General features: G+C 60.3%; 15 protein-coding genes. 10 read left to right on the forward strand and 5 right to left on the reverse strand.

The features are described from left to right. The first annotated feature begins 6 nt into the window (after window positions 1-6). The 3 genes from arsC to AAGW23_RS04035 are packed head-to-tail and all read left to right on the forward strand — an operon-like array spanning window position 7 to window position 1,365. On the forward strand, window positions 7-360 hold the full coding sequence (gene arsC, locus AAGW23_RS04025; RefSeq protein ID WP_102834777.1) for an arsenate reductase (glutaredoxin): 354 nt from the start codon (window positions 7-9) through the stop codon (window positions 358-360). Beyond that, window positions 357-962, forward strand: a complete 606-nt coding sequence (gene wrbA / locus AAGW23_RS04030; RefSeq protein ID WP_342405075.1) for an NAD(P)H:quinone oxidoreductase — start codon at window positions 357-359, stop codon at window positions 960-962. The genes arsC and wrbA overlap by 4 nt, the downstream gene beginning before the upstream one ends. Beyond that, window positions 955-1,365 (forward strand): DUF2069 domain-containing protein, encoded by a 411-nt coding sequence (locus AAGW23_RS04035; protein ID WP_102835029.1) that lies wholly within the window; start codon window positions 955-957, stop codon window positions 1,363-1,365. The genes wrbA and AAGW23_RS04035 overlap by 8 nt, the downstream gene beginning before the upstream one ends. 181 nt (window positions 1,366-1,546) lie before the next feature. On the opposite strand, the gene hda is transcribed toward AAGW23_RS04035, so the two are convergent. From hda to AAGW23_RS04050, 3 genes are all read right to left on the reverse strand, one after another. Continuing rightward, the gene (gene hda / locus AAGW23_RS04040; protein ID WP_342405077.1) at window positions 1,547-2,251 is read right to left on the reverse strand and encodes a DnaA regulatory inactivator Hda; all 705 of its coding nucleotides are present in this window, start codon (window positions 2,249-2,251) and stop codon (window positions 1,547-1,549) included. Further along, on the reverse strand, window positions 2,248-3,336 hold the full coding sequence (locus AAGW23_RS04045; protein WP_342405078.1) for an AI-2E family transporter: 1,089 nt from the start codon (window positions 3,334-3,336) through the stop codon (window positions 2,248-2,250). Before AAGW23_RS04045 ends, hda begins: the two co-directional genes overlap by 4 nt. Window positions 3,337-3,470: 134 nt before the next feature. After that, complete coding sequence (locus tag AAGW23_RS04050) at window positions 3,471-4,598, reverse strand: DUF2066 domain-containing protein (protein ID WP_342405079.1); 1,128 nt, start codon at window positions 4,596-4,598, stop codon at window positions 3,471-3,473. 330 nt (window positions 4,599-4,928) lie between these two features. Between AAGW23_RS04050 and purM the strand changes: the two genes are divergently transcribed. From purM to dapC, 5 genes are read left to right on the forward strand one after another with little or no spacing between them, the layout of a single operon-like run. Further along, window positions 4,929-5,987 carry a phosphoribosylformylglycinamidine cyclo-ligase gene (purM, locus tag AAGW23_RS04055; protein ID WP_342405080.1) on the forward strand — a complete coding sequence of 353 codons (1,059 nt, stop codon included), beginning with the start codon at window positions 4,929-4,931 and terminating at the stop codon, window positions 5,985-5,987. After that, complete coding sequence (purN, locus tag AAGW23_RS04060; RefSeq protein WP_342405081.1) at window positions 5,987-6,634, forward strand: phosphoribosylglycinamide formyltransferase; 648 nt, start codon at window positions 5,987-5,989, stop codon at window positions 6,632-6,634. Before purM ends, purN begins: the two co-directional genes overlap by 1 nt. Before the next feature lie 8 nt (window positions 6,635-6,642). Beyond that, window positions 6,643-7,353, forward strand: coding sequence for a DUF3108 domain-containing protein (locus tag AAGW23_RS04065; protein WP_102834784.1), 711 nt, complete (start codon window positions 6,643-6,645; stop codon window positions 7,351-7,353). Window positions 7,354-7,410: 57 nt separating this feature from the next. Beyond that, window positions 7,411-8,076 (forward strand): hypothetical protein, encoded by a 666-nt coding sequence (locus AAGW23_RS04070; protein ID WP_342405082.1) that lies wholly within the window; start codon window positions 7,411-7,413, stop codon window positions 8,074-8,076. Between the two features lie 50 nt (window positions 8,077-8,126). Next, complete coding sequence (dapC, locus tag AAGW23_RS04075) at window positions 8,127-9,323, forward strand: succinyldiaminopimelate transaminase (RefSeq protein ID WP_342405083.1); 1,197 nt, start codon at window positions 8,127-8,129, stop codon at window positions 9,321-9,323. Window positions 9,324-9,361: 38 nt separating this feature from the next. On the opposite strand, the gene AAGW23_RS04080 is transcribed toward dapC, so the two are convergent. Together AAGW23_RS04080 and AAGW23_RS04085 are read right to left on the reverse strand one after the other, a co-directional pair. After that, window positions 9,362-9,508, reverse strand: coding sequence for a hypothetical protein (locus tag AAGW23_RS04080; RefSeq protein WP_159968678.1), 147 nt, complete (start codon window positions 9,506-9,508; stop codon window positions 9,362-9,364). Window positions 9,509-9,519: 11 nt separating this feature from the next. Next, window positions 9,520-9,765 carry a hypothetical protein gene (locus tag AAGW23_RS04085; protein WP_342405084.1) on the reverse strand — a complete coding sequence of 82 codons (246 nt, stop codon included), beginning with the start codon at window positions 9,763-9,765 and terminating at the stop codon, window positions 9,520-9,522. Between the two features lie 187 nt (window positions 9,766-9,952). On the opposite strand from AAGW23_RS04085, the gene AAGW23_RS04090 reads away from it, so the two are divergent. Continuing rightward, complete coding sequence (locus tag AAGW23_RS04090) at window positions 9,953-10,324, forward strand: ArsC family reductase (RefSeq protein WP_102834787.1); 372 nt, start codon at window positions 9,953-9,955, stop codon at window positions 10,322-10,324. A gap of 42 nt (window positions 10,325-10,366) precedes the next feature. Next, window positions 10,367-11,401: a 2,3,4,5-tetrahydropyridine-2,6-dicarboxylate N-succinyltransferase gene (gene dapD, locus AAGW23_RS04095; protein ID WP_342405086.1), complete on the forward strand. Its 1,035-nt coding sequence runs from the start codon at window positions 10,367-10,369 to the stop codon at window positions 11,399-11,401. Window positions 11,402-11,428: the final 27 nt, after the last annotated feature.

The raw sequence follows: 11,428 nt of genomic DNA on the forward strand, positions 1-11,428 counted from the left end.
ACCTAAATGACCGACCTGATCCTTTACCACAACCCACGCTGTTCGAAATCACGAAACGCCCTGGAGCTGCTCGAACAACGCGGCCTCACCCCTTCCGTGATCCGGTATCTTGAAACACCGCCGTCGGCTGACGAGCTCAGGCAGATCCTTGCCCGACTGGGCATCAGCCCGCGCCAGCTGCTGCGCAGCGGCGAGGAAGAATACAAAACCCTGAACCTCACAGACCCAACGCTCACCGACGAGCAGATCATCGATGCCATGGTTGCGCATCCGAAACTGATCGAACGCCCGATCCTGGTCGTTGGCGATACTGCGGTGATTGGTCGGCCACCAGAGAAGGTACTGGAGATACTGCCATGACTGCACCCTACGTCCTTGTGCTGTATTACAGCCGCCACGGCGCCACCGCGGAAATGGCCCGGCAGATTGCCCGTGGCGTCGAACAGGCAGGGCTTGAGGCAAGATTGCGCACCGTACCGGCCGTGTCAGCGGAATGCGAGGCTGTTGCGCCTGCAATCCCGCAGCAAGGCGCCATCTATGCAACGCTGGATGACCTGAAACATTGCTCCGGTATGGCGTTGGGCAGCCCCACCCGCTTCGGCAACATGGCTGCCCCACTGAAATACTTTCTCGATGGCACCAGCGGGCTCTGGCTAACCGGTGAGCTGGTAGGCAAACCAGCCGGCGTGTTCACCTCGACCTCCAGCCTGCACGGCGGGCAGGAGTCCACTCTACTGTCGATGCTATTGCCCCTGCTTCACCACGGCATGCTGGTGCTCGGCTTGCCCTACAGCGAAAACGCCCTGCTTGAGACTCGCGGCGGCGGTACGCCCTATGGCCCCAGCCACCATGCCGGGGCCGATGGAAAGCGGCTGCTGGACGAGCATGAAATCGATCTTTGCCGCGCACTGGGCCAACGCCTCGCGCAGACCGCCAAGCGTTTGGAGAATGACCGTGGCTAGAAAGCCCAAACCCCTGCCATCGCTCGAATGGCTGACCCCACGGGTAAAACTCAGTCGCGCAATCAGCCTGGCTAGTTTCATTGGACTGGCCGTGCTGTTGGTGGTCTGGAATCTGGCGTTTGCCGACCTGCACGGCGCGCGGACCTGGGTGGTGGTCAGCATTCAGCTGATTCCACTCCTCCTGGTGGCGCCAGGGATGATATCAGGGAGCCCGCGAGCCCATGCCTGGACCTGCTTTATCGTCAATCTGTACTTTATTCAGGGCGTGCTTGCCGCTATCAACCCGGCGCGAATGGTTTACGGCTGGCTGGAGGCAATCATCAGCCTGACGCTTTTCATAAGCGCCCTGCTCTATACCCGCTGGGCTTATCAGTACGGCCGCAAAGCAGCAGGCGAGAACTGAGACGAGACGGGGGGGGGAGGCGCAAGATTCTGAGGTAACGTTGAACGGCGTCGGTGGGCTGAAGCCCACCCTACGCCAGCAGTTCACCTTGATTTAGCCTGAGCCAGCCGAGGTTTCGCCTCGGCCTGCCGGCGTTGCCCTGCAAAGCCGGGCCGAGCTCAACAGCCTGCAGCCGTCATTCCTACCAGCCGAGCGTTTCCTTGAGAAACGGGATGGTCAGCTTACGTTGCGCCTGGAGCGAAGCCTGATCGAGCCGGTCGAGCAACTCGAACAATGCACTCATGCTGCGGGCTCCGCGCGTGAGAATGAAACGACCCACGTCGTCCGGCAGACTCAGACCGCGGCGCGACGCTCGCAGCTGCAGGGCACGCAGCTTGTCCTCATCCGAAAGCTCCTGCAGTTGAAACACGAGCGATAAACTCAACCGGGATTTGAGATCTGGAAGCTGCACTGCGATTTCTCGCGGAGAGGCATCAGCGGCGAGCAACAGCCGTCGACCGCTGTCGCGAAGACGATTGAACAGATGGAACAAGGCTTCCTCCCAGGCCGGATCGCCTGCTATCGCATCCAGATCATCCAGACAGACCAGCTCGCTCTGTTCCAGATTATCCAGGAGTGCCGGGCCGTATTCCGCCACCTCCGCCAATGGCAGATATACCGCCAGCTCACTACGCTGTTCAACGCGCAAGCAGGCAGCCTGTAGCAGGTGACTGCGCCCGACACCGGTGCTGCCCCACAGATAGATCAACTCATCGGACCAGCCAGCTGCCGGTGAACAGACGCGCTCGACATAACCAAGCGCGGCCGCATTGGCGCCCGGATAGAAGTTGGCAAAGGTGGCGTCGTCACGAAGACGAATGCCCAAGGGGAGCTGAATGGGTTTCATGGTTGGCGGGGTGGGTCGACCGGCGGCTCTGCGTAGAGGTCCGAGAGTTTATAGAGATCATGCACGTGGCGCAGCAGAACCATGATCACCGCTGCAACTGGCAATGCCAGAAGCACACCGGTAAATCCGAACAATTGCCCCCCCGCCAGCACAGCGAAGATCACCGCAACCGGGTGCAGGCCGATACGGTCTCCCACCAGCAGCGGGGTCAACAGCATGCCTTCCAACATTTGACCGACTGTGAACACCGCAGCGACGCCCAGCAGCGGATAGAGCTCCAAACCAGACTGAAACAGCACGGCAATCACTGCCGCGCCTATGCCAACCACGAAGCCCATATACGGCACGATGCTGGCGAGGCCTGCCAGGACGCCAATCAAAAGCCCCAATTGGACACCGATTAACATGAGTCCAGTCGAATAGACCACAGCCAGCGCCAACATGACCAGCAGCTGGCCGCGGAGAAAGGCCCCGATCACTTCATGACACTCGCGCATCAGCGCCATGACAGCATCCTCCCGTCGCCGCGGCAACAGGGTGCGCAGTTTGGCCATGATCAGGTCCCAGTCACGCAGCAGGTAGAAGCACACCACCGGCACCAGCAGCAGGTTTGCCAACCAAGCCAACAACGCGATGCTCGACGCCGTCGCCTGACTGAGGATCACCGCCACTACATCCTTGGTGCTGCCGAGGTTGGCGGAAAACGCGCTCTTGAGCTGGTCGACGCGCCAGAAATCCTCATCGAGGCCAAACTGCGCCTGCACCCAAGGCAACGCCGTCACCTGCAGCCAGTCCAGCCCCTGCGGTGCCAGTTGATAGAGGTGCATCAGCTGTTTGCCGAGCATCGGCACCAACACCAGCAGCAGCAACAGACACAACAGCGTGAACAACGAGAAAACGAGGATCACGCCCCAGGTTCGGGACAGCTTCCAGCGCTCCAGCCGGTCTACCAGCGGGTCGCCCAGATAGGCCAGCAGGATGCCGACCAGAAAAGGTGAAAGGATTGGTGACAACTGATAAATCAGCCAGCCAATCAGTAACAGGGCCGCCAGCCATAGCCAGCGGTTGTTGTGGGTGATCGTCATGTTCTCAATGTCTTGTCTGGGGTAATCGAAGGCCGCATGGCTTCGGCAGGCGCAAGGAGACCGATGAATCGATAAACGTCATGGCAGACAGCGCCCACTTCGTTCTTTGTCACGATCAGTAAGCGGCATCGCCTCTACCAGCGGTAGCGCAGCAAAGTGCCCTGATCTGCCGACGGAAATCGGTCGATTGCCAGCGTACCCGGCTCCTCAAGAATCTGGGCGGCGTCCGGCTGCGCTTCAGCATTGCCAGCTGACAGGTCACCGTCAGGCTCGACACCACTATTAGCGCCCGCGGTATCCGTCGATTGCGGGTCGATTTCATCGGGAGCGACTTCCTGCAGTCGCGCCAAAGCCAGCTGAGCCCGAAGCTGTTCTGGGCTGGCGTTCAGGCGATACACCAGCCGATCACTTGCAACCTGCTGCAGTTGCGCGCCGAAGGGTTCGAGCAGGCGATCCAGTTCGGCGAAACGCTCCACGTCGGCCCCAAGCACCTCAAGCGTGATCTCCGATCTGTCGCCGGGCTTAACGCGGTATTGCGGTGCCAAGAATGTAGTCACGGCGAGCATCACCTCATCGGCCAATGCAACGCGGGTGTCGCCATTCGCCTTGCCTTGCGTCTGCTTGTCACCCAGCCAGAGGCGCCAGTCGGCTTCCCAACTTTCGCCGGACTGTTTCGCCATGACAGCGAGCAGCCCGTCTGCATCGTACCGCTCCGAAACATCGCGAAGCGCCTGGGGGTCCTTTGCAGTGATTGCGTCGGAGGTAGCGACGAGCTGCTCACTCAGATCGGCCAGCGGCAAGCGCAACGGAAGGCCGCGGTGCTGGGCGGCAGCACGCAAGTCGGAAGAACCTTCCTGCGCATCACCAACGAGCTGCGAACCGTCAGCAGTCTCTCCCAGCCACCAGGTCAGGATGCTTGGACGCTCAGCACCCCACAGCGGAAGCCCCGCTGAACGCAGCGCACGCTCGGTAGTCACCGGATCAAAGCTGACGACGACGGCGTCCCCTTCATAGGCATACCGGCTAACCAATTGCTGCGGATCGCTGCGCAATGGCGCAACGGCCTGCTGATCAGAGCTGGAATTGCCTGTCAGACGCAGCACCAGCGTGTCGAAAGCTTTGCGCAGCGCCTCTTCGCGCTCCGCTGGCTGTTGACTGGCAACCGGCTCACGCACCTTGTAGAGGTCGGCAAGGGGAACCGCCATGCTATGGGCGGACACAACTGCGCAGCAGAGCGCCAGGAGACGGGGAAATACGCGCATATATAGAAACTCGCTGGCTAGCCAGTCATGGGAACCTGACGGTCGCGTGGCGGCGATCGGGTTCGGCTACGGTAATCAAGTGTTATACCTTAAACAGGCCCCTAGCTCGCGGCAACCGCAGCAGTCACAAGCTGCACATCTTGCCGCGGGATCTCAGACATGCTCCTAGCACACCTGTTCGACATCACCGTTCGCGGGATGGTCGCTGTGCGGCAAGCCTGATAAAATCGCGCGCTTTCCGCAGACCGGTCCGGCGCCCTCGCCGCGTCCCGACAGAAACCTGATTCTGACCCGGTCGCCCCGCACTCCCCTTCACAGGTCCGGATTCTTATGAGCAAGCAACCCTCCATCAGCTACAAGGACGCCGGTGTCGACATCGATGCAGGCGAAGCGCTGGTCGAACGCATCAAAGGCGTAGCCAAGCGCACCGCTCGTCCTGAGGTCATGGGTGGCCTGGGCGGATTTGGCGCGCTCTGCGAAATTCCGGCTGGCTATAAGCAGCCCGTTCTGGTCTCCGGCACCGATGGCGTTGGCACCAAGTTGCGCCTGGCGCTGAATCTCAACCAGCACGACAGCATCGGCCAGGATCTGGTTGCGATGTGCGTGAACGACCTGGTTGTTTGCGGCGCCGAACCGCTGTTCTTTCTTGACTACTACGCCACTGGCAAGCTCAACGTCGACATCGCCGCCACGGTGGTGACCGGTATCGGTGCTGGTTGTGAACTGGCAGGTTGCTCGCTGGTGGGCGGCGAAACCGCCGAGATGCCCGGCATGTACGAAGGCGAAGATTACGACCTGGCTGGCTTCTGCGTAGGCGTAGTGGAGAAAAGTGAAATCATCGACGGCTCGAACGTAGCCGCTGGCGATGCACTGATCGCCCTTCCGTCTTCCGGCCCGCATTCCAATGGCTATTCGCTGATCCGCAAGATCATCGAAGTAGCGGGCGCCGATATCAAGAACACCCAGCTCGACGGCAAGCCGCTCACTGAGCTCCTGATGGCGCCGACACGTATTTATGTGAAGCCATTGCTCAAGTTGATCAAAGAGACCGGCGCGGTGAAGGCGATGGCGCACATCACTGGCGGCGGCCTGCTGGACAACATCCCGCGCGTGCTGCCCGAAGGCAGCCAGGCAGTCATCGATGTCGCGAGCTGGCAGCGCCCTGCTGTGTTTGATTGGTTGCAGCAGCAAGGCAATGTCGATGAACACGAAATGCACCGCGTGTTGAACTGTGGTGTCGGCATGGTCATCTGTGTCGCCCAGGATCAGGTCGAAACCGTACTTGCCAATCTACGCACGTCCGGCGAAAGCCCTTGGGTCATTGGCGAAATCGGCTCGGCTGGCGAAGATGCCGAGCGCGTACTGCTGAACAACCTGAAAAGCCATTGATGCACGCACCCTGCAATGTCGTCGTGCTGATCTCGGGGTCTGGAAGCAATCTCCAGGCCCTGATCGACAGCCTCGGTGAAGACAGCCCCGTGAGCATCCGTGCTGTTGTTTCAAACCGTGCGGAGGCCTATGGCCTGCAGCGTGCGCAGGCGGTGGACATCGATACGCATGTCCTGCAGCACAAGGGATTTGCTGATCGCGAAGCCTTCGATGCGGCACTGATTGAAATCATCGACGCTTATCAGCCGCAACTGGTGGTGCTAGCCGGCTTCATGCGGATACTCTCCGCAGGCTTCGTTCGCCATTACCAGGGTCGCCTGCTCAACATCCATCCGTCCCTGTTACCGAAATACAAGGGACTGGATACCCATCGCCGCGCACTCGATGCAGGCGACCAGGAGCACGGTTGCAGCGTGCACTTCGTGACCGAGGAGCTCGACGGCGGTCCTGTGGCCATACAGGCTCGCCTGAAAATCGAACCCAACGAAAGCATCGACCAACTGACCGATCGAGTGCATGCGGCAGAGCACATCATCTATCCGCTGGCAGTTCGCTGGTTCGCCGACGGCCGCTTGCGCCTTGCCGATCAAGGCGCGATGCTGGATAACGTGCTGTTGCCGGCCACCGGCCATCTATTAGAAATCTAGGAGACATTATGCGTCGCGCCTTGCTGCTCGCTCTCGCCGTGCTGGCCCTGCCGGTCCAGGCCCTTGAGCTAAAGCCTTTCTCTGCCAGCTACACCGCGGATTGGAAACAGGTCCCTGTCAGCGGCACAGCCCAGCGCAGCCTGGAAAAGCGCGATGACAATACCTGGGAGCTGGACTTCGAAGCCTCGATGCTGGTTGCCAGCTTCAATGAGCGCAGCGTTTTCCAGGTCGAAGGCGAGACCTTCCTGCCGCAGAAATACCGACTCAAGCGCAGCGGGCTGGGCAAAGGCAAGTCCATCAAGCACGATTTTGACTGGCAAGCCAAACAGGTGGTCGGAGAAGACCGCGGTGATCCGGTTAAGCTTCCACTGAATCGCGGCCTGCTGGACAAATCAACCTATCAGATCGCCCTTCAGCACGCGGTTGCAGCGGGCGAAAAGAGCATGAGCTACCAAGTAGTAGATGGTGACGAGATCGAGACCTACGATTTCCGCGTCCTGGGCGAGGAAAAGGTCAGCACGAAGGCCGGTCAGGTCGACGCCATCAAGGTCGAACGCGTGCGCGATCCGACGCAGAGCAAGCGACAAACTATCCTCTGGTTCGCCAAGAACTGGGACTTCATGCTGGTCCGCCTGCATCAGGTGGAAAAAGACGGCAAGGAGTATCAGATCATGCTCGAAGAAGGCACCGTCGATGGCCGAGCCGTCAAAGGTAGCTAATCCAACTGCGCCAGCCCCGCTGGCGCAGCATTGCCCCGCCTGAATTCGAGCCCGTTCATGATCGCACCCCGCGCTTTGCTGCTCAGTTTTCTACCGGTTTTCGCCGGTTGCCAGTCACTGCAATGGAGCGACGAGGCTCCAGTGCACTCGACCGAACGTCTGCAAGGCACCATCACTCAGCTGGACGGCGGGTTGCAATTCAGCAGCTGCCAAGGGCGACGCAGCCTCGCCTTGGTCGACAGCGCCACGACGGGATTACCTGATGATGTGCAAGCACTGATGGCCGGAAGCAACCAGCCTTTGTTCGCCGACCTGCGGGGCAGCCTGATCAATCAAAGTGGCAACAGCGATCAGCTTCAGCTGACCCAGGTGTATCGGCTCCAAGCAGAGGGCCCCGGCTGCAGCGACGCGGCATTCAGCCAGTTGCTCCTGCGCGCGACGGGGCATGAGCCAGGCTGGAGCGTCACGATCACCAGCGGCGGCTTGCTCCTTGAGCGTCCCGACCAACAGGCCTTGGCGCTCCCCTATCTGGAAGAGCAACTGCCGGGCGGGCAGACCAACTTCAGTACAGAAGCCAACGATCAGCGCCTCGAACTATGGGTGGCCCCGCAACGCTGCCTGGACAGCGCAACCGGCACAGTCAGCCATCTGACTGCAGAGCTGCGCCTGGACGGCCAGACCTTACGCGGCTGCGCCTATTATGGCGGCGCCCGCCAAGACTGAATTTATCGAGGGCGCAGCCTGGCGCCTCCCGACGTTTCGAAGACCCGACCATGAATGAAGCCCTAACCCTGCTGCAGCCCTATCCCTTCGAAAAACTGCGCGGCCTGCTTGCCGGTGCGCAGCCGCCAGCAGACAAGCGCCCCATCGCGCTGTCGATCGGTGAGCCGAAGCACCGCTCGCCCGAGTTCGTCGCTCAGACACTGGCCGACAACCTCGACCAGCTTGCGGTGTACCCCACCACGCAGGGCATCCCGGCGTTACGCGAGTCGATTGCCCATTGGTGTGAGCGCCGCTTTGGCGTAGCTAAGGGAGCCCTCGACGCGACACGGCATGTATTGCCAGTCAACGGCACCCGCGAAGCGCTGTTCGCTTTCACCCAGGCCGTAGTCAATCGTGAGCAGGGTGCGCTGGTCATCAGCCCCAATCCCTTCTATCAGATCTACGAGGGTGCGGCGCTTTTGGCAGGCGCCACGCCGCATTATTTGCCTTGCACCGCTGAAAATGGCTTCAACCCAGACTTCGACGCGGTTTCGGCAGATGTCTGGCAGCGCACTCAAATTCTTTTTCTCTGCTCGCCGGGCAATCCGACCGGCGCGCTAGTCCCGCTTGAAACGCTGAAGAAGCTGATTGCCCTGGCGGACGAGTTCGACTTCGTCATCGCCGCGGATGAATGCTACAGCGAGCTCTATTTCGACGAAGACCAGCCGCCTGCCGGACTATTGACCGCTTGTACAGCGCTAGGGCGCGATGACTTCAAGCGCTGCGTGGTCTTTCATAGCCTCTCCAAGCGCTCAAACCTGCCAGGGCTGCGCTCCGGGTTCGTCGCAGGCGATGCGGACATTCTCCAGGCGTTTCTGCTGTACCGCACCTACCACGGCTGCGCCATGCCGGTGCAAACGCAATTGGCCAGCGTTGCCGCCTGGAACGATGAAGCGCACGTGCAGGCCAATCGGCAACTGTACCGCGAGAAATTCGACGCGATGCTCGACATCCTTACACCCGTGATGGACGTTCAGCGGCCGGACGGCGGCTTCTATCTGTGGCCTAAAACGCCTGTAGATGACCAACTTTTCACCCGCGAATTGTATGCACGTGAGCATGTCACCGTCGTCCCAGGTGCTTACCTGTCACGCGAGGTCGAAGGAATCAGTCCAGGCACGGGCCGGGTACGGATGGCGCTCGTGGCTCCGCTGGAAGATTGCATCGAGGCCGCAGAGCGGATTCGCGCATTCATCAAGACGCTTTGATGCCGGAACCGGACGCGCTGGCGTCCGGTTAGGCGATGTCAGGCGACGCCTGGCGGAATCATGTCCTTGCCATAGTCACGCAGCTTTTCAAGATTCTCCGGCTTCATATGCTCGGGAATATCAGCCTTGGTGTTCTCGTCTTGCCTGCTCTGCTCTTCAGTGCTCGGCTTTTCCGACTCGCTCATGACAACCTCCGTCAGATCGCGTTTTCTTCCCAGATCAGCTCGCCTTCGTCGCTGACCTCCCTCACCTTGGTCAAGGCAGCTTCGGCAGCCACGTCCGCTTCAGACGCGAGGTCGTAACGGCGGCCGTTGGCGACTTTGAAAACGTGTGCATTCTCATCAGTGCCGCGACGCTTGACGGCGATCACAGCCTCGAACCCCTTGTCAGCAGGAACGGCGGACGAAATGGCTTCGTGGTTCTCGAAATGCTTGCGTGCCATACATGACCTCATCGTTATGATTGTGATCAATGGACAACGTGAAGGGAGGAAAAGGTCGAACCTCTTTCACTCGCGTGGACGAGTGCAGGGGTAGTGAGTTTGAACCGGCTTCGCGCCGCAGACGGCAAGCTTCGTCTCGTCGTGGCATAATCCGCGGCCCAGTTTGGCCGGAGAAAGCGGAGCTGCTATGCCCGATAAAAGCAAAGGACGCTGTCTATACGGCATCAAGGCGTGCGACACCATGAAAAAAGCCCGTACCTGGCTCGACCAGCAGGGGCTAAGCTATGAGTTTCATGACTACAAGAGCGCCGGAATCGACCGCGCCCACCTGGAAGCCTGGTGCAACGAACATGGTTGGCAAACTTTACTCAACCGTGCTGGCACCACTTTCCGCAAGCTGAACGATGAGCAAAAAGCCGATCTTGACCAGGCAAAAGCCATCGAATTGATGCTGGCCCAGCCGTCGATGATCAAACGCCCGGTTCTCGATTTAGGCGACAAGACACTCGTTGGCTTCAAGCCAGACATTTACGCTGCCGAGCTGGCAGCCAAGAACTGAAACCGCTCGCCAAGACGCGCGCGACTGATAAAGGATCCAACCATGAGCAATTCCCTCTTCAGCCTGGCGTTTGGCGTCGGCACTCAAAACCGTCAGGGCAACTGGCTCGAAGTCTTCTATGCGCAACCGCTGCTTCGTCCGGCTGGCGAGCTGGTCGACGCGGTTGCACCACTGCTCAATTACCAGGGCGGCAACCAGGCGATCGCCATCAACACCACCCAGGCGGCGCAACTGGCCGATGCAATCAAGACGATAGATCCCATTCAGCACGCGTTGCTTACCCGCCTCGCCGAAAGCCAGCGCCCGCTGGTGGTTACGCTGCTCGCCGAAGACGCCGCGCTGACCTCCACGCCGGAAGCCTACCTCAAGCTGCATCTGATCTCGCATCGTCTGGTCAAGCCGCACGGCTTGAACCTCACTGGCATCTTCCCGCTGCTGCCCAATGTCGCCTGGACTAACCAGGGCGCAGTCGACCTGGCCGAACTCGCCGAACGTCAGCTGGAAGCGCGTCTGAAGGGCTACCTGCTGGAAGTCGTTTCGGTGGACAAGTTCCCGAAGATGACCGACTACGTGGTTCCGGCCGGCGTCCGTATCGCCGACAGCGCGCGTATCCGCCTCGGTGCCTATGTGGGTGAAGGCACGACCGTGATGCACGAAGGCTTCATCAACTTCAACGCCGGCACTGAAGGGCCGGGCATGATCGAAGGTCGCGTCTCGGCTGGCGTTTTCGTCGGCAAGGGCTCGGACCTGGGTGGCGGTTGCTCGACCATGGGCACCCTTTCCGGTGGCGGCAACATCGTCATCGCAGTCGGCGAAGGCTGCCTGATCGGCGCAAACGCAGGGATCGGTATCCCGCTGGGCGATCGCAACACCGTGGAATCCGGTCTGTACATCACAGCCGGCACCAAAGTGAACCTGCTCGATGAACAAGGCGAGCTGGTCAAGGTGGTTAAGGCACGCGAACTGGCTGGCCAGACCGACCTGTTGTTCCGCCGTAATTCGTTGAGCGGTGCAGTCGAATGCAAGACACATAAGTCTGCGATCGAGCTGAACGAGGCGTTGCACGCGCACAACTAAGCGCAGCGTACCGATGCGGACAGGCGG

Origin of the sequence: Stutzerimonas chloritidismutans (assembly GCF_038562055.1) — a bacterium.
Taxonomy (GTDB): Bacteria; Pseudomonadota; Gammaproteobacteria; order Pseudomonadales; family Pseudomonadaceae; genus Stutzerimonas; species Stutzerimonas chloritidismutans_A.

Excerpts from the sequence above, each read along its gene's own strand:
- AAGW23_RS04090 (WP_102834787.1), top strand. The coding sequence starts at position 9,953 with ATGCCCGATAAAAGCAAAGGACGCTGTCTATACGGCATCAAGGCGTGC.
- wrbA (WP_342405075.1), top strand. The coding sequence starts at position 357 with ATGACTGCACCCTACGTCCTTGTGCTGTATTACAGCCGCCACGGCGCC.
- purN (WP_342405081.1), top strand. The coding sequence starts at position 5,987 with ATGCACGCACCCTGCAATGTCGTCGTGCTGATCTCGGGGTCTGGAAGC.
- arsC (WP_102834777.1), top strand. The coding sequence starts at position 7 with ATGACCGACCTGATCCTTTACCACAACCCACGCTGTTCGAAATCACGA.
- dapD (WP_342405086.1), top strand. The coding sequence starts at position 10,367 with ATGAGCAATTCCCTCTTCAGCCTGGCGTTTGGCGTCGGCACTCAAAAC.
- AAGW23_RS04065 (WP_102834784.1), top strand. The coding sequence starts at position 6,643 with ATGCGTCGCGCCTTGCTGCTCGCTCTCGCCGTGCTGGCCCTGCCGGTC.
- AAGW23_RS04050 (WP_342405079.1), bottom strand. The coding sequence starts at position 4,598 with ATGCGCGTATTTCCCCGTCTCCTGGCGCTCTGCTGCGCAGTTGTGTCC.
- purM (WP_342405080.1), top strand. The coding sequence starts at position 4,929 with ATGAGCAAGCAACCCTCCATCAGCTACAAGGACGCCGGTGTCGACATC.
- hda (WP_342405077.1), bottom strand. The coding sequence starts at position 2,251 with ATGAAACCCATTCAGCTCCCCTTGGGCATTCGTCTTCGTGACGACGCC.
- AAGW23_RS04080 (WP_159968678.1), bottom strand. The coding sequence starts at position 9,508 with ATGAGCGAGTCGGAAAAGCCGAGCACTGAAGAGCAGAGCAGGCAAGAC.
- AAGW23_RS04070 (WP_342405082.1), top strand. The coding sequence starts at position 7,411 with ATGATCGCACCCCGCGCTTTGCTGCTCAGTTTTCTACCGGTTTTCGCC.
- dapC (WP_342405083.1), top strand. The coding sequence starts at position 8,127 with ATGAATGAAGCCCTAACCCTGCTGCAGCCCTATCCCTTCGAAAAACTG.
- AAGW23_RS04045 (WP_342405078.1), bottom strand. The coding sequence starts at position 3,336 with ATGACGATCACCCACAACAACCGCTGGCTATGGCTGGCGGCCCTGTTA.
- AAGW23_RS04085 (WP_342405084.1), bottom strand. The coding sequence starts at position 9,765 with ATGGCACGCAAGCATTTCGAGAACCACGAAGCCATTTCGTCCGCCGTT.